The following is a 19,529-nucleotide window of genomic DNA, read 5'->3' on the forward strand; positions in this document are numbered from 1 at the left end:
CCGATCACCGATTTGGCTCAGAGCCGGCGGCCGGTCCGGACGAGAAAGAGCAAAACGCGTTCGAATGTGAACGCTTATCTACTCCAACTCTTTGCTTCGATGCGTCTTTGCGATTCTTGGTGGCTCCGTCAAATCACAAACATCCATAAGGGCCTGTTCAGAACAGGCGCTGCGCCTTCAGGCTGACATGTCCGTCGCGGCCGATGATGATGTGGTCATGCACCACGATGCCGAGCGGCCCGGCAACGTCGGCGATGGTGCGTGTCATCGATATGTCCGCCGAGGAGGGCGAGGGATCGCCGGAGGGATGATTGTGCACGAGGATCAGCGCGGTGGCCGAGAGCTCCAGCGCCCGCTTCACCACCTCGCGCGGGTATACGGGCGTATGGTTGACCGTGCCCCTCTGCTGGACCTCGTCGGCGATCAGGCCGTTCTTGGTGTCGAGGAAGAGGATGCGGAAGATTTCGCGCTCGGCGAAGGCCATGGTGCTGCGGCAATAGTCGATGAGGGCCGCCGAGGTCGACAGTACCGGCCGCTTGGTGATGCCCCCTTTGGCGAGGCGGTGGCCGGCTGCCTCGATGATCTTGAGGTCGCCGGCCACGCCGTCGCTGACGCCGTCGATCTCCTTGAGCCGGGCAATCGGAGCGCCCAGCACCTCCGCCAGCGAACCGAAGCGGGCGATCAGCGCCTTGGCGAGCGGCTTGACGTCCCGGCGCGGGATGGAGCGGAACAATATGAGTTCGAGGAGTTCGTAGTCGGGCAGGCGGCCCTCGGCCTCGGCAAAACGCTGGCGCAGCCTCTCGCGATGGCCGAGATAATGCGGCTCCGCCGTTTCGCCGGCCGATGGGAACAGGGGCGCTTCGCCCAGGCCGGGAAGCGGGGCGTCCGGCAATGGCGAGCGCCCCTTCTTCATTCAGGCAGCCTTGGCGTAGGGGGGCTGGTTCAACGCGGCGGGGGAGAGGGTGAAGATCTCGACGCCCGTCTCGGTGACGCCGACGCTGTGCTCGAACTGGGCCGAGAGCGAACGGTCACGCGTGACGGCGGTCCAGCCGTCATTCAGCACCTTCACGTCCGGGCGGCCGAGATTGATCATCGGCTCCACCGTGAAGAACATGCCGGGCTTGAGCACCACGCCTTCGCCGCGCCGGCCGTAATGCAGAATGTTAGGCTCGTCGTGGAACAGGCGGCCTAGGCCGTGCCCGCAGAAATCGCGCACCACCGAGCAGCGCTCGGCCTCGGCATAGCTCTGGATGGCATAGCCGATGTCGCCGGTGGTCGCGCCGGGCTTGATGACGTTGATGCCGCGCATCATCGCCTCATAGGTGACTTCCATCAGCCGCTCGGCGCGGCGGGGGATGTCGCCGGCTGCATACATGCGGCTGGAATCGCCGTGCCAGCCATCGAGCACCACGGTGTAGTCGATGTTGAGGATGACGCCGTCCTGCAGCGGCTTGTCGTCGGGGATGCCGTGGCAGACCACATGGTTGAGCGAAATGCAGCTCGACTTGCGATAGCCGCGATAGAACAAAGTGGCCGGGTAGGCCTTGTTGTCCATCGCGAATTCGAACAGCATCCGGTCGAGCTGGTTGGTGGTGACGCCGGGCCTGACCGCGTCCACCATCAGGTCCAACCCCTGGGCCGCAAGTCTGCCTGCCGCGCGCATGCCGGCAAAAGCCTCCGGGCCATGAAGCTTGATCTGGCCGTTCTTGCGCTGGGGAGACAGTTCTGCGTCGATGAAGCTCATGAAACTACCTGATTAGACGTGTCGGATTCTTATGCCATCTGGGGATGCGGGCAGGAAAGAGAATTCTGAATATCGCATGGCTGCCTTGTGCTCACCCGGGGATCGCAGGCTTCCAGCCTGCATCGTGCTTTCCTCTACCCGCAATGCTTCCAGATGCAGGCGGGGACGCCTGCGATCCCGGAAGTTACACCTGCCCGGTGCCAGGATTTCTCGCAGGGTCATGCGCCTGAACGCAGCAACGATGGTCGCGCCTTCTTTTTCGTCCACCGAAACCGCCAGGCGCATGGTCGCCTCGCCGAGCTGCCAGATCATGAAGGCGGTAGAGGCATAGGCCGAAGCATCCGCCGCCCCATGGGCCCGCGCCATGGCATCGGCCAGCATGCCGCCGCAAATCCGGCTTTCGGCAAGTTCCAGGGCCGCGAGTTGCTTGTCGCCCTGCGTGCAGCGTTATCTGGTGGACTGGACGTTCTGGAACCACGTCAGGACAGCAGCTTCGGCCTTGGCCATGGTCCTCTTCACACTGGTCCTGATCGGCCACAGCGCCAGCTGACACCTGGCATGTCCCCGACATATGCGGCCCGGGGCGGGACGCTCTCAGCGTCCGAAGATGCCTTTGAAGAACTGGGCCACGCCGTTGCGCTTCTTCTTGCGCTCGAGTTCGCCGGCATCCCTCAGCCAGGTGATCTGGACGACCCGGCGCTCGCCGGCGAACGGCTTGTGGCCGTGCCAGGAATTGGCGGCTCGACGAAAACCGAAGCACGAACCCATGATCGGCGATATTTCCGCCGTCATGTCGTCGAAGTCGTCGGGGCCGTTCAGCACGCGCAGGCGCCCCCCGTCTTCGTCCCAATCGTCGTTCAGGTAGACGAGGAAGGTGGCGAGCTTGCTTTCGCTGTCGGTGTGAATGCGCCCGTCCTTGAGCTGCGAGACCCGGCGGATCGTCGTCAGCCGGGGCAGGGGGTCGAGGTCGAGGCCGAGCTTGTCGGACAGGGACCTGGCCATGGCGCTGCTTTCGAGGTCCTCGACCAGGTCCCGGAAGCTGCCTCGCAGCGCCATGTCGTCGACGGTCAGGAAGCCGGGTTTGTCGATGGCTGGAAAGTCCTGCCGCAGCGACGAGATCTTGTCCTTTTGAAGAAAACCCTCGCCGATGATGTGACGGTAGGGCTTGTCGTGGATTTCAGCATTGCGGATGACATCGAGATCGATGACATACATCGCCGGTCACTCCTGGAATGCATGCGCCGGCTGGCAAAGCCTGCACGGTGCTGCCCGAGCGTCCCCCGACCCTGAATGGATATGACGGGCTCCAATGTCTCGCTGCTGCGTGTCGTGGTCAAGGTGCTTTTGGTTTATAGGCGGTCCTGGCAAGCCTCGCTGCCTGCCCCTTTCGCGCCCCGGCTTGAACGGAGCCTTGCTGCAATCTGCCCGATAGGAGAATCGTGCCGGCGCGCCATATTAATGCGGAACCTGGTGGTGGTTGTGCTTGAATGCCCCCGCCGCGCTTCCCAATATTGAGGGAAACCTTCGGGGCCGCCTTGCCGGCACCTTCCCCTTGTTCCCCTTGCTTCGTGAGGATCGTTCCTTGTCCCTGACGCCAGCCGATGTCATTCGCGCCCTCGAACTCGTCAAATTGCCGGCAAGCGGCCAATCGCTGCCTGCGACCGGCCGGCTGACCGAAATCCGCATCGACGGTTCAAAGGTGATGTTCGCCATCGCCATCGATCCCACAGAGGCGCGGGCGATGGAGCCCGTGCGTGCCGCGGCGGAGAGCGCCGTGCGTGGTCTTCCCGGCGTCACCAACGTCCTGGTGGGGCTGACGGCCGAGCGGCCGGCCGGTGCAGCGCGCCAGGAGCCGCCTGGCCCGCGGGCGCAGGCCGCCGCCCACAATACACCGCAGCAGCGGCCGCCCGCTCTGCCCAGCGTGAAGCGCGTCATCGCCGTCGCCTCCGGCAAGGGCGGGGTCGGCAAGTCGACGACCGCCTGCAATCTCGCCATTGCCCTCGCGGCGCAGGGGCTGAGCGTCGGGCTGCTCGATGCCGATATATTTGGACCTTCCGTTCCAAAACTTCTCGGCCTGACGGACAGGCCCGAGCAGGATGACAACAAGAAGATTATCCCGCTCGAAGCCTATGGCGTGAAGACGATGTCGATCGGCTTCCTGGTCGACCAGGAGACCGCGATGATCTGGCGCGGCGCGATGGTGCAGTCGGCGCTCACCACGCTGCTGCGCGACGTCGTCTGGGGCAAACTCGACGTCATGGTGGTCGACATGCCGCCGGGCACGGGCGATGCGCAGCTCACCATGGCGCAGAACACGCCTTTGGCCGGCGCGGTGATCGTCTCGACGCCGCAGGATCTCGCCCTGATCGACGCGCGCCGCGGCGTCGGCATGTTCCAGAAGGTGAATGTGCCGATCCTCGGCATCATCGAGAACATGTCCACCTTCTCCTGCCCCAATTGCGGCCATGTCAGCCATCTCTTCGGCCATGGCGGAGCGCGGCGCGAGGCGGAGAAGCTCGGCGTGCCGTTCCTCGGTGAACTGCCCCTGTCCATGGAAGTGCGCGAACGCTCGGATGCCGGCAGGCCGGTGGCCGCTACCCTGCCGGACAGTGCCGAGGCCGGCATCTATCGCCGGATTGCGGCGCAGGTTTGGGCAGGTCTGTCGGGGGAGGGTGTTGATCAACGCCAGCCGCCGCGTATTGTCATCGAGTGACGGCCGGCCGCTGCCCGCCGGAATCCGACAGCGACATCATCCGGAAATGCCTTATGGAAACGCCCTCTGTAAATCCCGAGCAAGCCGCTCCGGTCTCCGTGACGGCAGCCATTCTCGTCGTCGGCGACGAGATCCTGTCGGGCCGCACCAAGGACAAGAATATCGGCTACATCACCGAATTCCTCACCGGGGCGGGGATCGACGTGAAGGAGGTTCGCGTCGTTCCTGACGAGGAGGAGCGTATTGTCGAAGCCGTCAACGCGTTGCGCACACGCTATGACTATGTGCTGTCGACGGGCGGCATCGGACCGACCCATGACGACATCACGGCCGATTCCGTCGCCAAGGCCTTCGGCGTCGGCATCGAGATCGACCAGCGTGCCGTCGAGGTGATGACCAGGCATTATGGCGGCGCCGCCAACCTGACGCCGGCCCGCCTGCGCATGGCGCGCATTCCCGATGGGGCCGAACTCGTCGACAATCCCGTCTCCGCAGCGCCGGGCTTCATGCTGGACAACGTCATCGTGATGGCGGGTGTGCCCAACATCATGCAGCGCATGCTCGACAACGCGATCTTGAAGATGCGGGCAGGCGCGGTGACCTTGTCCGATAGCGTTTCGCCGGGCCCCGGGATCGGCGAGGGCGCCGTCGCCGAGCCGCTCGCGGCGATCGCGCAGGCTCATCCCGAGGTCTCGATCGGTTCTTATCCGTCCTTCGGGCCGGCCGGCTTCCAGACCCAGCTGGTGATCCGGGGCAAGGATGCCGCCAAGGTCGCCGCCGCCAAGGCCGATATCGAGGCGATGGTCGCCACCATCAAACGCTGATCGCCGAGTTTTTCCGGGATCGGCTCGTAAAATGGCGTGGAATGTTGAAGACTTGACTTGATCCGTTCGATTTCGCCGCTATGAAGAGCGACCCGCGCAAGCAGGTGATGGCCGATCGGATCATGACCCGATCTGCCATCACCTGCAGGACTTTTAACATTTGCAGAATTTACCAGCTCCATCCACCCCGTGGATGAAGCTGGCAAATTCTGCAGGGGACCGGATCATGAACTCGCCGAAGCCCGACAAGGCCTTCCCCGTATCCTGGGATCAGTTCCACCGTGATGCGCGCGCGCTTGCCTGGCGCTTGTCCGGCAGCGGTCCCTTCAATGCCATCGTCTGCATCACGCGTGGCGGCCTGGTTCCCGCGGCGATCATCTCGCGCGAGCTCGGCATCCGCCTGATCGAGACGGTCTGCATCGCCTCCTACCATGACTACAAGACCCAAAGCGGTCTCCAGGTGCTCAAGGACGTCGACGAGAAGCTGGCCGCCAATGGCGGGGAAGGCATCCTGGTGGTCGACGATCTCGTCGATACCGGCTCGACCGCCAAGGTGGTGCGTGACCGCCTGCCCAAGGCGCATTTCGCCACCGTCTACGCCAAGCCGCTCGGCCGGCCGCTGGTCGACACCTTCATCACCGAGGTGAGCCAGGATACCTGGATCTACTTCCCCTGGGACATGGGCCTCGCCTTCCAGCCGCCGATCGCCCAGAGCACCGAGGGCTGATATCGGAGCCCGCTCAAAGCGGCACCAATGCTTGCGGGGATCGCAGGCATCCTTGTCTGCTTGACGGCGATCTGCCTTCAAAAGGACGCACGCGCCCCCCGACGATCGTCTTCAGCCCCGTTGCGTGATGCGCAATCGCTCCAGTTCCTCCCAGCAGTTCCGGATGATCGGCTCCGCGCTCGGGCCGACATGCTCGCGGAAATGGGCCAGCATTTCGTCCATCGGCAGGCCGAGCTCGTCGAAGCCGATCATGTAGTTGCGGATGCGGTCGTGCCAGCTGATCGTATAGGGCGCGCCCATCGGGCGGTCGAAGCGATGGATCCAGCGCAGGAAGGGCAGGCATAGGGTACGCCCGCCGGCCTGGCGGAATTTCTCGTGAATGTAGCCTTCCTCGCCGCCAAAGCCGCGGAAGTGCTTATTGTAGCCGGGCCAGGCCGCGCGGCGGCAGGCGTAGAGGCCGAGTCCCTGCATCGGGATGTCGAAAGGCGGCGCCTCCGGATCCCTGCCGGCGGCGTCGAGTGCCCAGGTGCCATACATGCCGCCGGCCCACTCCGCCTTCCAATGGGTGGAAAGGCTCGTGAGGTCGTCGCTGACGAGCGGTCCCTGCAGCAGGTCGTTGCTGCCGGGATGCTGCTCGAAATAGCCGAGGAGTCTCGCCAGCGCTCCCGGCACCAGCAGAACGTGGCAATCGAGGCACACGACATGCTCGCCGGCGGCTTCCTGCATCACGAAATCACGCACGGCGGTGCCGATGCTCTCCGCCACCGGAATGTAGCGAAACCCGCCAGAGCCCCTGGCAAGGCGGCGAAGGGCATCGCCGCATATTCCGTTCGGATTGTTGTCGACCACCAGCAATTCGATGTCGTCGGCAACCTCGGGATGATAGAGGCGCAAGGCCTGGAGTGTGAAATAGACCCCGTCATAGTCGTCGAATGTCGCCATGCCGATGCTCAGGCGTTTGCGTGGCCCGGCGAGGGCGGGCTTTGGGAAGGCCCAGTCGCCGGCCGGGCGTGCCGTAACGGCCGCCGCGGCCTCGAGTCTCTGACGCACTTCGATCTTGTGCTGATGGGCCGCGTTCGCCACCGGCAGGCCGGCGTCGAGCGTACGGCGCAGAAAGCTGTCGAGCCAGTCGCCGGGCTGGCCGAAGCGCACTCTGACGACCGGGACCTGCCGGGCGAAGTCGCTCAGCTTGGCCTCGATCGCAGCCGATATCCGCTGGTCCGGATGCTGGGCGAGTTCGAGAAAGAAGCGGCATCTGTCCGACGAGACCGTGTGCAGGTCGGGTTCGGCACCCTCATGGCGCTGCGGGACCAGTACGAGGACGCAGGGCCGTTCGGCCGCATGCCCCTCCGCCAGCGCTTCCGGCTTGATCACGGCACCTGCCTGGGTGAGGGAGGCATAGGCATCGATGAAGGTCGGCGAGGACAGGATGCGGGCCGACACCGGTGTATGCGGCGCAAGGGCAAGCGCGCCCGGCCTGACGGATGTCTCCGCATCCCCGAGGCAGACGAGATCGTCGGCCAGAAACTCGAAGCCCTTTTCGACCAGCCAGGCGGCCAGGCTGGTCTTGCCGCAGCCGGGAGGACCGGCAATCAGCACCACCCTGCCTTGGTGGGACACCGCTGCGGCGCGCAGAACCGGGCGGATGGAAGCCGTCGCCACTACGCGGCCGATCTCATCGAGCAGGGGATGCAGCGCCTCCGGCCAGGACAGATCCTTCCAGACCAGGGCGTCGTCGCGATGGAGTTCGAGGCGACCCGAGGCTCGTCGGCAGAGGCGCAAGGTCGCGGGCCGAGACTCCCGCTGGCTGCCATTGGCGACATGCCAGAAATAGGGCCAGATCTCTTCGTCCAGATCGTCGGGATAGATCAGCGCGAGGTCGATGCCGCAAAGCGTGATCGAGATAGTGCTTTCGCTCATCCCTTCTTCTGCTCCCTCTTCATGCATGGCAGTGACATCCCGGCCAGGACGGCCCGCATGGCTGGATGCAGAGCACGAGCAGGCGAGGCCTTGCAAGGCCCCGGCCAAATCGGCCGCCAAGGCAGTCGCCTGCGATGGTGGCATGCGGCCCGATATATTCTGCCTGTTGCCGATATGTCACCGACTTTTACTTTCCTTAAAAGTATACTTACGTCGTGTTTATGAGGGGGATTCGATGCGTACCATCTGCTTCGCCATAGCCGGTCTTTCCGTCTTGCTGTGCTCGACTTCGATCTTTGCCGCCGACCTAGCCGCGCAGGCCGTCGAACCGGTTCCGCCGGTGATGACACCTTACAATTGGAGTGGCCCCTATGTCGGCTTGCATGCCGGTTATGGCTGGGGCCGCGAGAATGACGACCAGAGCAGGCTGTTTCCGCCCATAAGCACCACGCCTACGCCGGCGGCCGACAAGTTCGATCTCAGCGGCTTCATCGGCGGCGCTCATGCCGGTTACAACTACCAGATCAACGATTTCGTCATCGGCGTCGAAGGCGACATCGACTACTCCAATCTGAACGGCAGCGCCCATGCCATTTACAACGGCAACATTGCGCGCACGCTCAAGCTGAAGACCGAGTGGCAGGGCTCCGCCCGCGCCCGCCTCGGCTATGCCTTCGACAACATCCTGATCTACGCCACCGGCGGTCTTGCGCTGGCCAATGCCAAGCTCTCCACCGCCGGCGCGGGCTCAAGCAATACCCATGTTGGCTGGACCGTGGGCCTTGGTGCCGAATATGCCTTCACCCAGAACTGGATTGGCCGGCTGGAAGTACGTTACAGCGACTTCAACAAGAAGAGCTATGCCACGCCGGATGGCCGCGTGAAGGCCGACTGGAACCAGACGACCGTCACGGCGGGCATCAGCTACAAGTTCTGATCAACCTTGCGGCAATGGCGTGAGAAGCCCGGACCAGCCGCAATGCAGTTCACTTAAGCGTTTCGGGGTGCTCGACCTTTGTCATTGCCGGGCTTGACCCGGCAATCCAGCTCCCCGACGGTTCGTCCGTGCGGCTTCTGGGTAGCCGGGTCAAGCCCGGCTATGACAAATTCGGAGCGGTTCCTGCTTAAGTGAACCGTATTAGGACCAGCCGGGCTTTTCATTTGGCGCGACGAGTTTTCAAATAAGAACAATTCAAGAACAAATTGCTGGCCAACGCCTGGCTTCCCAGCTACTTTCCCCTCGGATTCGAGGGATGGGAGGCAGGGATGTCGATAGATCCGAAAGTGCTCTTTGCGGACGAGGTCGTGCCGGCGACGGAGGAGGAAGCGGCCGCCCTCGATGGCATCATCCGCGATTGTGATGGCGATCCCTACAAGGCGGCGCTGACACTGTATCGCCTGTTCACCCTGCAGTCCGCGATCGTGGAGGCGAGGGGGCAGCCGGCGGAGGGGAAGGCAGACTGAAGGCTGGGAACGGGCGCGGCGTTCACGCGTGGCTGCGCGGCGGCTCGATCAGCACGATCTGGCATTCGGCGGTCAGTGCTTCCGGGCAATGCTCGACGCCGTGCGGCACGATGATGAAATCGCCTTCCTCGACGACTTCGTCGCGGTCGCGGAAGCGCATGAGCAGCCGGCCCTTATGCACCAGGAGGAAGGCGTCCTGCCTGGCATTGAAATGCCAGCCGGATTCGGCCTCGACCCTGGCCAGCTTGATCTCGATGTCGTTGATACGCCCGGCAATCCGCGGCGAGGCGGTTTCGGCAACGGCGCCGAAGGCCGAGGACAGGCTCTGCTTATGGTAGGGGGACAGGTGGTTGTTGGTCTGCGCCACGTCCCGCATGATGGCGGCGAGCTGGCCCGCCACATCCTTGCCTGCGGCCGGATAGCGCCCGTCCAGCGCGGCGGTGCCGATGGTGAAGCCCATGCCGCCCGCCTCCTTCACCGCTGCGATCTGCCCGGGCGTCTCGATCGATCCGGCCATGTAGACAGGCTTGGACACCGCGGCGCAAACGGCCTTCATCAACGCCGGCACGTCTTCCTTCGAGCGATAGGCAAGCAGATCCAGGCCATGCACACCTTCATGCGCCGCGAGTTCGCGGGCGCTGGCGACGATTTCCTCGATGCTGCCCTCGAGCACGCTGGGATGGCCGCTGATCCGGCCGGGGAAGGGGCAGTAGCGGATGGGCGTGCCCCTGACAATCGCCGATACCTCCTCGACATGGGTGCCGCCGAGCAGGATATCGACACCGATCTCGACGGCGGCTCGGGCGGAGGCCAGTTCGCTGTCGCGATCGAGCGAGACGACTTCGAGATAGGAGGTCGCGCCGCCCGCCCGGATCGCCCGGCCGAGATCCTTGAGCCGCTCGATCGGCAGGCCGATATCCTTGAAGCCGATATGGCGGATCCCGAGTTTCAGTGCCGTTTGAAGATGCGTATCCGCATCCTGGACCGTCCGGTCGTTGCGGGTGAGCATGAAGATGAAGCGAAGACCCATCAGGAAACCCTCTCTCGTTCAGTGCCGGCTTAGGCCGCAATGAGGCGCCGGGGATCGGCAATGGCGGTCAGAATCGAGGGATCCGCGATGCCCTGCCCGGCGATATCGAACGCCGTGCCATGATCGGGGCTGGTGCGGATGAAAGGCAAGCCCAGTGTGATGTTCACGCCGCGATCCAGCCCGAGATATTTGATCGGAATGAGGCCTTGGTCGTGATATTGGGCGACCACCACGTCGAACCGTCCGCGCCGGGCCTGCAGGAACACGGTGTCGCCGGGCCAGGGGCCGCTGGCGTCGATGCCCTCGCGGCGTGCCGCCGCGATGGCCGGCGCGATGATCTCGATCTCCTCGCTGCCAAACAAGCCGCCTTCGCCGGCATGCGGGTTGAGGCCGGCGACCGCGATGCGCGGCGCCGAAATGCCGAGCGCCCGCCCGCCTTCATGAGCAAAGCGGATCGCCGCCATCTGGGCCTCGAAATCGGCCTGTTCGATCGCAAGGCCCAGGGCGGTGTGAATGGTGACGAGAACTGTCCGGATTTCGTCATTGGCCAGCATCATCGCCACCCGCGAGCCCCCGCCATGGGCGGCGAGGATCTCGGTGTGGCCCGGATAGGACAGGGCGGCGGCCGCCAGTGCCTCCTTGTTGATCGGGCCGGTGACGATGCCTGCCACCGTACCCGCCTTGGCCGCGCCGATGGCCGCCAGTAGCGCGTCATAGGCTGCCTTGCCGCAAGCTGGGTCGATCCGGCCGGGCGGCGGTGCCTCGCGGAGGTCGCAGGCATCGACGACCTCGATGACTGCAGGGTTGAACCGGGCTGTTTCAGGCCCGGCAACAGCGCGAACCTGCAGTGTCAGGCCAAGACGGACCACGATGTCGGCCATCACGCCCACGCTGCCATAGACGACGCAGGGGCCGCAGCCCTTGGCAAGGGCCTTGGCAATGATCTCGGGCCCGATGCCGGCGGCATCGCCCATGGTGATGGCAAGCGGCCGGGAGGCCGCTGAAGAGCTGACAACTGGCCACTGCCTGCCCGGCAGGTCGACGTCTTCGAAGGGAATGGTTTGCATGGCTCGATTATCGCGGAAATGGAGCCCGGAAAAAGCGATAGTTTCTGGCCATAACTGGTGATATCAGATCACCAATGGATCGCTCCGAGATTCCTTCGCTGGACGATTTGCGCGCCTTCGAGGCTGCAGCGCGGCTGGGCTCGGTGCGCCTGGCCGCCGACAGGCTGGCGCTGACGCATGGCGCGGTCAGCCGGCGCATCGCCAAGCTCTCGCAGGATCTGGGTTTCCGGCTGTTCGAGAAGAGCGGGCGCGGCCTCAAGCTGACGGCGCACGGCGAGACCCTGTTCCTGACGGTGAATCGCTGCTTCGGCGAATTGCGCACTACCGTGCAGGGTCTGCGTGCTGTGGCGACACGGGATGATGCCCTGGTGCTGTCCTGCGAGCCCTCGGTGGCGATGCGCTGGCTGATCCCGCGCCTGGGCGGCTTTCAGGAGGCCCATCCCGCGGTCGCCCTGCATCTTTCGGTCGGCGGCGGTGCGGTCGATTTCGCGCGCGAGCGGATCGACCTCGCCATCCGCCGTCTCGATTTCGCCGTGCCAGAAAGCTGGCAGGTCAGGCGCCTGTTCGCCGAAAGGGTCGGGCCGGTGATGGTGCCCGACCGCCTCGCCGATTTCGAGGAGGGGGCCTATATCGGCCTCGGCACCCGGACACGCCCCGACGCCTGGTCGACATGGCTGGCGCGCCACCCCCTCCGGCCGCGCCCGAGGGAAATCCGCTTCTACGACCACCATTTCCTGATGATGGAAGCGGCCTCGGCGGGGCTCGGCGTGGCGCTCGGCCCACTGGTACTGGCAACCGACGACATCAAACGAGCCCGCCTCATCGCGCCCGCCGGCTTCTGGGCCGACGGCACGCATTACGGCCTGATCTGGCCGGGCGAGCGAGAACTGGGCGCGAAAGGCGAGCAGCTGATGGGCTGGCTGGTGAAGGAATGCGCGTCCTCGTTTGGATAGTGTTTCTCTAGATAGAGTGCTGGAATGAGATGCGGGTGCACTGTTGGGACGCACGCTATCTAAAGGGCCGCCAGCTGTCCCGTTTGCCATTCGATGAGGTTTCGGTCGTTATCGGTTGGGGTTTCCTCGTTCGTCGACCCTGCGAACTGTCAGGAGAGAGATCTCCGTGGAACCACAACTCCGTCTGTTGACGGCGGAACCTACTTCGTCCTGGCCGATACGAGCGGCTGTAAAAGTGTTCTTGTCGATGGGAAGAAATGGTCCTATGCGATCGGAATGCCTGGCCCGATCGGAGATGGCAAGCATTCGATTGCTTGCGGCGACCCGGATTTGGCAATTGAGTTTGAGGTACCGTTAGGCAAGACGTACGCGTTTGACTATTGGGGGCCATAATAACTGGTGGGCCAACGCCTGTCGCGTTCATGGCTGGTGCGGACGGCGGGACTCGAACCCGCACCCGGTTTCCCGAAGCAGATTTTAAGTCTGCTGCGTCTACCATTTCGCCACGTCCGCAGCGCCGGTCTTGCTTAGGGCTGGAATCATGGCAGCTCAAGCCGTTTCTGTCGGCTTCCAGCCATAGAGCCAGTCATAACGCTCCAGGAGGCGCCGGCCACCGAGGGCAGACAGGCCGAGATCGCGTGCGGCGGCGAGGGGCCAGCGCCAGTGATAACGTTGGCCGTTGCTGTGCGCCTCGGCCTGGATCCGGCCGACACGCGGCAGGCGCAGGCGCGACCATTCCTGTAGACGGGCGGGAAGGTCGCCGTGGCCTGCGCCGTCGAGCCGGGCAGCCAATTCGGCCGCATCCTCGATGGCCGCCGCGCCGCCCTGGGCGATGAAAGGCAGCATGGGATGGGCTGCGTCGCCGATCAGGGCGATCCGGCCAGTCGCGATCCGGCTGTCGGCGCGGCCTTCGAACAGCGGCCAGGTCCGCCATTGCGGCACCGTGGCGAGCAAGGCGCGCACGCGCCCGTCCCAGCTGGCATAGTGCGGCAGCAGCGCGTCCAAGGGCTGCGGCGTGGACCAGCCGGGGCCGGCGTCGTCGGCATGCGTCACCGCCACGAGATTGAGCGCCTGCCCCGAACGCACGGGATAATGTACGAAATGTGCGTTATCGCCGAGCCAGAGCCCGGTCTTCTGGCCTTGGAACAGGGCGGGTATTTCCTCACTCGGGATTACTGCCCGCCAGGCCCGTCGCCCGGCGAACCGGGGCGGCTCGAGGTCGAGCTGGGCTCGCAGCGTCGACCACACCCCGTCGGCGCCGATCAGCATGGGAGCGGAAACATCCGCATCCTTGCCCACGAAGGACAGGGTCACCCGCTGCCCATCCTGGCGGGCCGCGCGGATCTCCCGCCCCAGCTTGAGCGGAATGGCGTGCCGATGCACCGCTTCAACCAGCACCGTCTGCAGGTCGGCGCGATGGATCACACCATAGGGAGCGCCCCAGCGCGCCTGGCAGGCTTCGAGCGGCAGTTGCTGAACGAGGGCGCCGGTTGCGCCCTTGCGGATCACCACCGCTTCCAGCCGCACCATATGCGCTTCGAGCGCTGGGCCGAGGCCGAGGCCGAACAGGACGTTGAGTGCATTGGGGGTGAGCTGAATGCCGGCCCCGGCTTCCTCCAGCCTCGAGGCGCGCTCATAGATTTCAACCGCAAAGCCGCGCCGCGCCAGGGCCAGGGCCGCCGTCAGCCCACCGATTCCGGCGCCGGCGATCGCGATATCCATGCCCGGTTCAGGCGGCCTGGGCGTTCACCGTGCAGGCGGCCGGCTCCGACATGCCCTCGGGCAGCTTGGGATCATATTTATAGAGCGTGGAGCAGTAGGAGCAAACCGCCTCGTCATCCGAACCGAGGTCGATGAAGATGTGGGGATGGTCGAAAGGCACGCTCGCGCCCTGGCACATGAATTCCTTCGAGCCGACGCGAATGACCTTCAAGCCGAGGTCATTTTGGAAATGGGGAATGGAATGGCCTGCCATTGATCTTCAGTCCGCCATGGGGACCCGGGGTCCACGACGTGGATTTGGGGTCCGTAATTTTCTCTCGCGCGGACCATAGCGGTGCCGCACGGGATGCGATAGGGGCTAATGGGAGCAAGAGCAAAGGAAAACCGCGCCGATGCAGCGTTTTGATCACGACGGCGTCGAAATCGCCTATATAGACGAGGGAGAGGGCGAGCCCATCCTTCTCATCCACGGCTTCGGTTCGAATCATCAGGTGAACTGGGTCGGCACCGGCTGGGTCGACCTGCTCACCAGGCAGGGCCGGAGGGTAATCGCCTTCGACAATCGCGGCCATGGCGACTCCTCCAAGCTCTACGATCCCGCCGCCTACCATCCCGCGGCGATGGCGAGCGATGCCGTGGCGCTGCTCGACCATCTGCGCATCGGCTCGGCGACGGTGATGGGCTATTCCATGGGCGCCCGCATCACGGCCTTCCTGGCGCTCGAGCATCCCCAGCGCGTCGATGCGGTGATCTTCGGCGGCCTTGGCGTGCGGCTGGTGCAGGGCGAGGCCCTGCCGCCCACCATCGCGGCGGCGATGGAAGCGCCCTCGCTCGATGACGTGCCGGACCCGATCGGGCGGATGTTCCGCGCTTTTGCCGACAAGAGCGGGGCGGACCGGCGGGCCCTGGCGGCCTGCATCCGCGGCTCTCGCGTCCAGCTCAATCCCGCCGAGGTCGCGCGGATCCTGCAGCCCACTTTGATCGCCGTCGGCACGCGCGACCCGATCGCGGGCTCGGCGCAGGAACTGGCCGCGATGATGCCCAATGCCACCGTGCTCGACATCCCGAACCGCGATCACAATCCGGCCGTCGGCGACAAGGTCTACAAGCAGGGCGTCTTGGCATTCCTTGCAGAGCAGGGCGTCTAAATGAACATTGGCACTGTCGGCATCACTGCGCTAGAAGGGAAGGAGATACCGTCCATTCAGCGGATAGGCAGATGAATCAGTCGAAGCGCCTGGTTTCCCATGGGCTTGAAATCGTCGATCCGGTCTGGAGCCGTGTGCGGGCCGAGGCCGAGGCGGTCACCCATGCCGAGCCGCAACTTTCCAGCTTCATCTTCGCCAATATCCTGCAGCTCAATTCGCTGGAAAGCGCCGTGGTGCAGCGCATCGCTTCGCGCCTGGATCATTCGGACATGCCGGCCACCCTGATCGCCCAGGCCTATGGCAAGGCGCTCGAGGCCGATCCGAGCATCGCCTCGGCCATCCGGTCCGATATTGCGGCGGTGATCGACCGCGACCCGGCGGCCAATCGCTATATCGAGCCGATCCTCTATTTCAAGGGCTTCCACGCCCTGCAGACCCATCGCCTGGCCCATTGGCTCTGGAAGTCGGGGCGCCGTGATTTCGCGCTCTATCTGCAGAGCCGCTCCTCGGCCGTGTTCCAGTGCGACATCAATCCGAACGTGCCGATCGGGCGCGGCGTCTTTCTCGACCATGCCACCGGCCTGGTGGTCGGCGAGACGGCGGTGATCGGCGACGACGTCTCCATCCTGCAGGACGTCACGCTGGGCGGCACCGGCAAGGAGACGGGCGACCGCCATCCCAAGATCGCCCGCGGCGTGATGATCGGGGCTGGCGCCAAGATCCTCGGCAATATCGAGATCGGCCAATGCGCCCGCGTCGCGGCGGGCTCGGTGGTGCTCAAGGCGGTGCCGCGCAACACCACGGTGGCGGGCGTTCCGGCCCGCGTGGTCGGGGAGGCGGGCTGCGCCGAGCCGTCGCGCAGCATGGATCAGATCCTGCACGGCCCGCTGCCGGACGACATGTTTTGGCACGACGTGGGGCTGTAGATTCCTGTCTCGAAGGCCAGAAGCGAACGCGCCTGGAAAAGTCTAGGCTTGTGTAAATCTGATGTTGGCGCTCTTCTGGGCTATGGAAGCGCAGACAAGAAGGCCAAGTCTGGATAAAGCCGGATAGTGACAGCGCGTCTTATTGCGATCGCCAGGGGATCGTGAAAGATTCCGAGAGCCCTTCCTGCGTCAGCGGGCGTAAGCCAACCATCACCAAGACGCCAGCGACGGAAAAACAGCCAATCGAGAGCACCGTGGCGCGCGAATTCCAGACTCTTTCGCGCCTGCTCGGCGGTGGCAGGTGGACTTGTGAGGGCATTCGCCCCGATTTTGATGCGCAGTTCCTCCTCGAATGCAGTGCGGTGGGCCGCTAGTGCCATCACGTCCGCCTCTGTGATCGTTACAATCCGGTCCATTTCGGCTCGGACGTCCTCCGGCATCGTCTGGACAGCCCGCACAACCGCGTCAGCAAAGCGGGGATCGGGCGTGATATCGATATCCCATTCGCTGGGAAGATGGCGCCACAGAACGGTTTCCGCAGCCTTGCTCCAGTATCCGTTTGTAATCAAGCCGAGTGACTGCAGGACGGATTGCGCATCCGGCGCGGCATGAGCAAGACCAAGACCCCAGGCGGCGCCAATATTCGGCCCAGGCAGAGGCAATGCCTCAGTTACGATATAGCTGATCAATCCGCCCCGATTTGGAGGAAGGGGAATGCTTCCATCCGCACGGCGAAAAGTGAGCAAATTCTGTTGGCTGGCCAGCTTAAGAACTGCAACGCATAGATCGTCCCAACGGGGCAGAACCTCAGGCAGCTGGGGATTGTCGCGTGGAACAGCGCCATAGTCGGTTTTGTCGGCCTGGCCAAGCGCCACCAACGCGTCGCAACCGATCTGATAGGCCGTCATGGACATATCCTCCCAGCCCGCCCTGCCTTCGAAGGAACGCGGGACGTTCCGCGACAGGAAGCCAATAACGTCCATGGGCCAATGAGCAGCCAAATGGCGCGTATTCAACTCGCCCGTTCCTTCCGTTGCGCTCGGAGCCACATGCTTTCAATCGGTGGTCGTCTGTGCACGACGGTTGCGCTTTTATCGCCCGTCCCTTTCATGGCCCGGAAGATCGGGCGGCAGGGTTGCCCAGCTCACCTTCGACTGGCACCAGCTCTGGTGGGCTGGTTCCACAAGCGAGGGGTCATCCAGAATACCTGCCTTGACATAGACCCGGTCAGGATGCCTGCGCGACGACGTGTAGAGCGGAGAGCCGCAGTTCCGGCAGAAATGTCGCGTCAGTTCGTTGCCGCTGTCTGCAATTTTGGCGAAGGATCCGATCTCGCCTGACGTCACGCGAAACGTCCCGGCCTCGAACGGAACGCTGACGTTGAAGGCGCTCCCGGTGCATTTCCTGCAATCCTCGCAATGACAATAGGCGGCAGGGCCGGCGGGCATCCCGCAGGAGATGCGAACTGATCCACAAAGGCACGAGGCGGTGATCTTCCCATTCATACCGGGACTATCGCACTTCATCCAGGTGCTGCAAAGGCCGTCGCGGGGCGGCCACAAATATGGCTGTGCAAGCTCGAGCGTTCGCCGCTCAGGACGGCATGCCCTGGAACTGTGGAACATCCAGGGGCTTGGCCCATGGCAGGCGCCGCTTCACGAACATTTCCAGCTTCGGTTCGATGCCGGCCGGCTTTTCCAGCGAGCCCAGCTGCACGAATGTCAAGCCCGGGAAGCTCTCGAGGTTGCTGGTGAAGAGGCGGGCGCCACACTCGGTACAAAAATTGCGATCGAGCTTGTTTCCGGAGTCGGCGATATAGGTGACGGCTTTGATCTTGCCTTCACCGCCGGTGAGCGTGAAGTCACTCGTTGGAACACCGAACCACGTTGCCGCTTCGCCACCCGATGCCTTCTTGCAATCCAGGCAGTGACAGACGGCGACGAAGGTCGGGTCGGTATCGAATTCGAACGTCACCGCGCCGCATGCGCACCGAGCCGTGTGCTTTTTAGCCATGTCCGTCGGTCCTTATGCCCATCGCAGGTCGTCGGATCCTTGTGGAACGCCCTCGATGCACCGGAATGGGTGTGATCGAAATCCTATTCGCCTATCGTGAAGTTCACAGCCGGAACGGGATTTTGGCAACAGATTACTGTGCCACTCTCACAATCGCGCAGGCCGGTGGCAAGCGATGCGCGATGGGCTTTCCCCCGCTTAGACGGGGCACCGGCCCGCATTCTCTTGCGAAGCGAGCCCCAGCATGGCAAAGCCCGGGGATGGCGGGGCGGTAGGGTCGCCCAGCGCATTCAACCGAGGAAGTCCCGTGGACAAGAAAGACATGCAGCGCGTCGAAGCCTATCTTCGACGTACCTTCGGCAATGCCACCATTCGCGTCGTGCCTCGTGCCCGCAAGACCGACAGCGCGGAAGTCTATATCGGCGAGGAGTCGATCGGCGTGGTCTCCGAGGACAAGGAAGACGGCGAGACCTCCTACGATTTCCACATGGCGATCCTCGACATCGACCTCGAGGACTGATCGGCTATTTCGGGGATCGCAGGCATCCCGCCTGCATCTTCCCATCCTGCAGCCGCAGCGTGTTCAAGGGCAGGTTATCGCGCACATGTGCATGTCGCGGAGACACCTGCGATCTTAGGAACGGAGCCCTGCCATGCCCCTCTATGCGCTCGACGATATCGCCCCCTCCGTGCCGGCTGACGGCCGCTATTGGCTGGCACCGGACGCGCAGGTCGTCGGCCGCGTGATCTTGCAGGAGGACGCCAATATCTGGTTCGGCGCTGTGCTGCGCGGCGACAATGAACCGATGATCATCGGCGCGCGCTCCAATATCCAGGACGGCGCCGTGCTGCATTCCGATCCGGGCTTTCCCCTCACCGTCGGGGAGGACTGCACGATCGGCCATTCCGCCATCCTGCATGGCTGCACCGTCGGCGCCGGCAGCCTGATCGGCATGGGGGCCACCATCTTGAATGGCGCGCGCATCGGCAAGGGCTGCCTAGTAGGCGCCAATGCGCTGATCACCGAAGGCAAGGAGTTTCCGGATCATTCGTTGATCGTCGGCTCGCCGGCGCGCGTGCTCCGTCCCCTCGACGAGGAAAGCGTCGCCAAGCTCAGGCAGTCGTCGGCGCATTATGTCGCCAACGCCAATCGCTTCGCCAAGGGATTGAAGAGGGTGGATTAGGTCGCGGGGAGCGTATTTCCGGCAACTGTAGTTGAGCGAGTGTCAGGCCTTGAACGGGGCCTGATCGCGCAAGATTGCATTGAGAGTGATGAGG

General features: G+C 64.1%; 20 protein-coding genes, 1 tRNA gene and 1 pseudogene. 10 read left to right on the plus strand and 12 right to left on the minus strand.

The features are described from left to right. Positions 1-157: 157 nt before the first annotated feature. From radC to J8I29_RS05810, 4 genes and pseudogenes are all read right to left on the minus strand, one after another. A complete protein-coding gene (gene radC / locus J8I29_RS05795; protein ID WP_209430900.1) occupies positions 158-913 on the minus strand; it encodes a DNA repair protein RadC in 756 nt (251 codons plus the stop codon). Further along, positions 914-1,744 (minus strand): type I methionyl aminopeptidase, encoded by an 831-nt coding sequence (gene map, locus J8I29_RS05800; protein ID WP_209430901.1) that lies wholly within the window; start codon positions 1,742-1,744, stop codon positions 914-916. Positions 1,745-1,756: 12 nt separating this feature from the next. After that, a pseudogene (locus J8I29_RS05805) lies at positions 1,757-2,173 on the minus strand (hypothetical protein); the annotation flags it as partial. Between the two features lie 165 nt (positions 2,174-2,338). After that, a complete protein-coding gene (locus tag J8I29_RS05810) occupies positions 2,339-2,959 on the minus strand; it encodes a 2OG-Fe(II) oxygenase (protein ID WP_209430902.1) in 621 nt (206 codons plus the stop codon). A gap of 367 nt (positions 2,960-3,326) precedes the next feature. Here J8I29_RS05810 and J8I29_RS05815 point away from each other — a divergent pair, with 367 nt between their 5' ends. From J8I29_RS05815 to gpt, 3 genes are all read left to right on the plus strand, one after another. Next, on the plus strand, positions 3,327-4,457 hold the full coding sequence (locus J8I29_RS05815) for an Mrp/NBP35 family ATP-binding protein (protein WP_105863216.1): 1,131 nt from the start codon (positions 3,327-3,329) through the stop codon (positions 4,455-4,457). A gap of 53 nt (positions 4,458-4,510) precedes the next feature. Then, a complete protein-coding gene (locus tag J8I29_RS05820) occupies positions 4,511-5,281 on the plus strand; it encodes a competence/damage-inducible protein A (protein ID WP_209430903.1) in 771 nt (256 codons plus the stop codon). A 226-nt stretch (positions 5,282-5,507) separates the two neighbouring features. After that, the gene (gene gpt, locus J8I29_RS05825) at positions 5,508-6,008 is read left to right on the plus strand and encodes a xanthine phosphoribosyltransferase (RefSeq protein WP_105862778.1); all 501 of its coding nucleotides are present in this window, start codon (positions 5,508-5,510) and stop codon (positions 6,006-6,008) included. 111 nt (positions 6,009-6,119) lie between these two features. On the opposite strand, the gene J8I29_RS05830 is transcribed toward gpt, so the two are convergent. Next, positions 6,120-7,928, minus strand: coding sequence for a glycosyltransferase (locus J8I29_RS05830; RefSeq protein ID WP_209430904.1), 1,809 nt, complete (start codon positions 7,926-7,928; stop codon positions 6,120-6,122). Between the two features lie 235 nt (positions 7,929-8,163). On the opposite strand from J8I29_RS05830, the gene J8I29_RS05835 reads away from it, so the two are divergent. Together J8I29_RS05835 and J8I29_RS05840 are read left to right on the plus strand one after the other, a co-directional pair. Next, positions 8,164-8,865: an outer membrane protein gene (locus tag J8I29_RS05835; protein ID WP_209430905.1), complete on the plus strand. Its 702-nt coding sequence runs from the start codon at positions 8,164-8,166 to the stop codon at positions 8,863-8,865. A gap of 329 nt (positions 8,866-9,194) precedes the next feature. Then, on the plus strand, positions 9,195-9,392 hold the full coding sequence (locus J8I29_RS05840; protein WP_209430906.1) for a hypothetical protein: 198 nt from the start codon (positions 9,195-9,197) through the stop codon (positions 9,390-9,392). 22 nt (positions 9,393-9,414) lie between these two features. On the opposite strand, the gene J8I29_RS30385 is transcribed toward J8I29_RS05840, so the two are convergent. Next, positions 9,415-10,422, minus strand: coding sequence for a cupin domain-containing protein (locus J8I29_RS30385; protein WP_209430907.1), 1,008 nt, complete (start codon positions 10,420-10,422; stop codon positions 9,415-9,417). Positions 10,423-10,451: 29 nt separating this feature from the next. After that, positions 10,452-11,489 (minus strand): 4-hydroxythreonine-4-phosphate dehydrogenase PdxA, encoded by a 1,038-nt coding sequence (gene pdxA, locus J8I29_RS05850; RefSeq protein WP_280869890.1) that lies wholly within the window; start codon positions 11,487-11,489, stop codon positions 10,452-10,454. Between the two features lie 74 nt (positions 11,490-11,563). Here pdxA and J8I29_RS05855 point away from each other — a divergent pair, with 74 nt between their 5' ends. Beyond that, positions 11,564-12,442, plus strand: a complete 879-nt coding sequence (locus J8I29_RS05855) for a LysR family transcriptional regulator (protein ID WP_209430908.1) — start codon at positions 11,564-11,566, stop codon at positions 12,440-12,442. Between the two features lie 427 nt (positions 12,443-12,869). On the opposite strand, the gene J8I29_RS05860 is transcribed toward J8I29_RS05855, so the two are convergent. The 3 genes from J8I29_RS05860 to J8I29_RS05870 form a co-directional block, all read right to left on the minus strand. After that, positions 12,870-12,955, minus strand: a tRNA-Leu gene (locus J8I29_RS05860). Positions 12,956-12,991: 36 nt separating this feature from the next. Further along, positions 12,992-14,164 (minus strand): FAD-dependent monooxygenase, encoded by a 1,173-nt coding sequence (locus J8I29_RS05865; RefSeq protein ID WP_209430909.1) that lies wholly within the window; start codon positions 14,162-14,164, stop codon positions 12,992-12,994. A gap of 7 nt (positions 14,165-14,171) precedes the next feature. Continuing rightward, positions 14,172-14,417 carry a zinc-finger domain-containing protein gene (locus J8I29_RS05870; RefSeq protein ID WP_105862801.1) on the minus strand — a complete coding sequence of 82 codons (246 nt, stop codon included), beginning with the start codon at positions 14,415-14,417 and terminating at the stop codon, positions 14,172-14,174. Between the two features lie 139 nt (positions 14,418-14,556). Between J8I29_RS05870 and J8I29_RS05875 the strand changes: the two genes are divergently transcribed. After that, complete coding sequence (locus J8I29_RS05875; protein WP_209430910.1) at positions 14,557-15,312, plus strand: alpha/beta hydrolase; 756 nt, start codon at positions 14,557-14,559, stop codon at positions 15,310-15,312. Positions 15,313-15,383: 71 nt separating this feature from the next. Then, a complete protein-coding gene (gene cysE, locus J8I29_RS05880) occupies positions 15,384-16,238 on the plus strand; it encodes a serine O-acetyltransferase (RefSeq protein WP_105862803.1) in 855 nt (284 codons plus the stop codon). An 80-nt stretch (positions 16,239-16,318) separates the two neighbouring features. On the opposite strand, the gene J8I29_RS05885 is transcribed toward cysE, so the two are convergent. After that, positions 16,319-17,146, minus strand: a complete 828-nt coding sequence (locus J8I29_RS05885; RefSeq protein WP_245196681.1) for a hypothetical protein — start codon at positions 17,144-17,146, stop codon at positions 16,319-16,321. Positions 17,147-17,831: 685 nt separating this feature from the next. Beyond that, complete coding sequence (locus tag J8I29_RS05895) at positions 17,832-18,251, minus strand: GFA family protein (RefSeq protein ID WP_209430912.1); 420 nt, start codon at positions 18,249-18,251, stop codon at positions 17,832-17,834. Between the two features lie 307 nt (positions 18,252-18,558). On the opposite strand from J8I29_RS05895, the gene J8I29_RS05900 reads away from it, so the two are divergent. Both J8I29_RS05900 and J8I29_RS05905 read left to right on the plus strand, forming a co-directional pair. Beyond that, positions 18,559-18,771 (plus strand): DUF3126 family protein, encoded by a 213-nt coding sequence (locus tag J8I29_RS05900; RefSeq protein WP_068295536.1) that lies wholly within the window; start codon positions 18,559-18,561, stop codon positions 18,769-18,771. 133 nt (positions 18,772-18,904) lie between these two features. Beyond that, positions 18,905-19,435, plus strand: coding sequence for a gamma carbonic anhydrase family protein (locus J8I29_RS05905; RefSeq protein ID WP_105862807.1), 531 nt, complete (start codon positions 18,905-18,907; stop codon positions 19,433-19,435). Positions 19,436-19,529: the final 94 nt, after the last annotated feature.

It is taken from the genome of Labrys sp. LIt4 (assembly GCF_017813775.1).
GTDB lineage: Bacteria > Pseudomonadota > Alphaproteobacteria > Rhizobiales > Labraceae > Labrys > Labrys okinawensis_A.

Bases quoted from the DNA above. Each gene is read 5' to 3' on its own strand.
- gpt (WP_105862778.1), top strand. From the start codon at position 5,508: ATGAACTCGCCGAAGCCCGACAAGGCCTTCCCCGTATCCTGGGATCAG.
- radC (WP_209430900.1), bottom strand. From the start codon at position 913: ATGAAGAAGGGGCGCTCGCCATTGCCGGACGCCCCGCTTCCCGGCCTG.
- J8I29_RS05855 (WP_209430908.1), top strand. From the start codon at position 11,564: ATGGATCGCTCCGAGATTCCTTCGCTGGACGATTTGCGCGCCTTCGAG.
- J8I29_RS05820 (WP_209430903.1), top strand. From the start codon at position 4,511: ATGGAAACGCCCTCTGTAAATCCCGAGCAAGCCGCTCCGGTCTCCGTG.
- J8I29_RS05875 (WP_209430910.1), top strand. From the start codon at position 14,557: ATGCAGCGTTTTGATCACGACGGCGTCGAAATCGCCTATATAGACGAG.
- map (WP_209430901.1), bottom strand. From the start codon at position 1,744: ATGAGCTTCATCGACGCAGAACTGTCTCCCCAGCGCAAGAACGGCCAG.
- J8I29_RS05810 (WP_209430902.1), bottom strand. From the start codon at position 2,959: ATGTATGTCATCGATCTCGATGTCATCCGCAATGCTGAAATCCACGAC.
- J8I29_RS05840 (WP_209430906.1), top strand. From the start codon at position 9,195: ATGTCGATAGATCCGAAAGTGCTCTTTGCGGACGAGGTCGTGCCGGCG.
- J8I29_RS05870 (WP_105862801.1), bottom strand. From the start codon at position 14,417: ATGGCAGGCCATTCCATTCCCCATTTCCAAAATGACCTCGGCTTGAAG.
- J8I29_RS05885 (WP_245196681.1), bottom strand. From the start codon at position 17,146: ATGACGGCCTATCAGATCGGTTGCGACGCGTTGGTGGCGCTTGGCCAG.
- J8I29_RS05865 (WP_209430909.1), bottom strand. From the start codon at position 14,164: ATGGATATCGCGATCGCCGGCGCCGGAATCGGTGGGCTGACGGCGGCC.
- J8I29_RS05830 (WP_209430904.1), bottom strand. From the start codon at position 7,928: ATGAGCGAAAGCACTATCTCGATCACGCTTTGCGGCATCGACCTCGCG.
- J8I29_RS30385 (WP_209430907.1), bottom strand. From the start codon at position 10,422: ATGGGTCTTCGCTTCATCTTCATGCTCACCCGCAACGACCGGACGGTC.
- J8I29_RS05905 (WP_105862807.1), top strand. From the start codon at position 18,905: ATGCCCCTCTATGCGCTCGACGATATCGCCCCCTCCGTGCCGGCTGAC.
- J8I29_RS05895 (WP_209430912.1), bottom strand. From the start codon at position 18,251: ATGGCTAAAAAGCACACGGCTCGGTGCGCATGCGGCGCGGTGACGTTC.
- J8I29_RS05835 (WP_209430905.1), top strand. From the start codon at position 8,164: ATGCGTACCATCTGCTTCGCCATAGCCGGTCTTTCCGTCTTGCTGTGC.
- cysE (WP_105862803.1), top strand. From the start codon at position 15,384: ATGAATCAGTCGAAGCGCCTGGTTTCCCATGGGCTTGAAATCGTCGAT.
- pdxA (WP_280869890.1), bottom strand. From the start codon at position 11,489: ATGCAAACCATTCCCTTCGAAGACGTCGACCTGCCGGGCAGGCAGTGG.